The sequence below is a fragment of the Snodgrassella sp. B3837 genome, from assembly GCF_026535955.1.
In the GTDB taxonomy this organism is placed as follows: domain Bacteria; phylum Pseudomonadota; class Gammaproteobacteria; order Burkholderiales; family Neisseriaceae; genus Snodgrassella; species Snodgrassella alvi_E.
The window spans coordinates 1-1,798 of the sequence record NZ_JAFNPI010000008.1; the positions used below are offsets into that span (position 1 = coordinate 1).

At 35.8% G+C, this 1,798-nt stretch carries 2 protein-coding genes; both read left to right on the top strand.

Features of this window, described 5'->3' with window-relative positions:
• Positions 1-169: 169 nt before the first annotated feature.
• On the top strand, positions 170-910 hold the full coding sequence (locus tag J3U67_RS03430) for an RHS repeat domain-containing protein (protein ID WP_267403814.1): 741 nt from the start codon (positions 170-172) through the stop codon (positions 908-910).
• Positions 910-1,188 carry a hypothetical protein gene (locus J3U67_RS03435; RefSeq protein ID WP_267391639.1) on the top strand — a complete coding sequence of 93 codons (279 nt, stop codon included), beginning with the start codon at positions 910-912 and terminating at the stop codon, positions 1,186-1,188. The genes J3U67_RS03430 and J3U67_RS03435 overlap by 1 nt, the downstream gene beginning before the upstream one ends.
• The last annotated feature ends 610 nt before the right edge of the window (positions 1,189-1,798 follow it).

Below are 1,798 nucleotides of genomic sequence, written 5' to 3' on the forward strand. Positions count from 1 at the left end.
TTATTTCCTGATGTAACACCACCAGCACCTACCCAAAAACCTTTAACCAAAGAAGATTATTTATACTAGTATAAAGATTCGTACGCATAACCTTTATTAAGGGTTGAATTGAACAAGTTATAACTATAGTCTACTAAATAGGAAAAGAACGAGGTTGCCAAGATAAATTTTGAAGGGCAAATCTGCTTTTAATTTATCATCTTTCCCAAATTACCATTACATTGACCGTAGCCGAAGCCAACACAACATTTCAGCTANTGGTTCTAAAAATATGCTTCTAGATGAAGACGGTCACATTGTATGGGCATGCAGCTATCAGCTGTGGGGCAAACCGATACAAAAAATCGAACACAGCCAGATACAACAGAACCTAAGGTATCAGGGACAGTATTTAGACAGAGAAACGGGCTTAAATTACAATACTTTCAGGTACTATGACTCGGATATAGGCAGATTTACGCAGCCGGATCCGATTGGGTTGTTGGGTGGGTTTAATCTGTATCAGTATGCGCCTAATGGGTTGACTTGGATTGATCCGTGGGGGTTGAGTTCAGAACTGCCAAATGAAGCTATTGTTTGCCGAGGAGGTGCATGTCTTGCCGATTCGTTTAAAAATGGAAGCGGTGTTTCAATCGATGATAATGGCAAATTAACTGGAGTTTCGGTAAATAGCTCAAAAAATAAGTCATTAGCACAATTAACAGAAGGAATTCCACATAATAAAGTCGGTGTTACAACAGTTGGATCTGTTCGAGCGGCGGGTGGTGATGTTATTGCATCGCCAACTAAAAACAATCCTAATCATGCAGCTTTATCAGGCATATCGGCAGAGCAAGCAGAAGCTTTAATGACACCTACTCAAAAAAAACCATCAGCTAAACAAAAACTCAAATCCAAAGGAAATTGTTAATGCAAAAAAAAACTGAAATATCAGATTATGAATTGAATCAAATAAAACAACGTTGTGATAAAGCAACAAGTGGACCTTGGATATCATATATTGAAGGTAGGGATCATACTAGTGGCTCAAATTTTATTATGACAGGGAATGAAAATAACCGTGGAGAAGATATTGAACTTATTGGTGGAACAATATATGACCAAGACTTTATTGCGCATGCTCGACAAGATATTCCTAACTTAATCAATGAAATCAAAAGATTGAAAAAATCAATTAAAAATGAATAAATATAATTTAATCTATTTTCTAATATGATTAAATAGATGATTATATTGATATATTGTTTTGGGTTTGAGGTTGAATTAAATATTTGCAGACGATTTTTTTTGGAAACTTAAAGAAAAAATAATGTAATATATTTCAAATAATTTACCTACTCTTGAGTGAATAGCATAAATTTTGACTTAAATGTAACATCTCGAATGAGACCGTTAGTGGTACCCAGTATTACCACTACGATGTTAAACACCGCCTAGACGAAGTTCGTATCGAAAAACAAAACCGTACCGAACGCTACGGTTTTGTCTATGATGCCGCAGCTGGCCTACTCGACACAAGACGCAACCAAGACAGCCGCACCGAAAAACCAAAACTTCGTACGCTTTATCTAAATAATTCACGGTGGCAAGAATACTTAGCTGCGGCGGATGAACATTTAAAAAATAATACCAAATCTAAAGCAGGTGGAAAGAAATGTTAACCAAAAAACAACGTAGTCAAGAAAATACAGTATTCGGAGTCTATATAAAAGAGGGATTGTATTCATTAGCGCAATCCAGAAAAAACCATTGGATGGAGTTTTTTAATATATTTAATGATAAAGATGAATGGGATGGG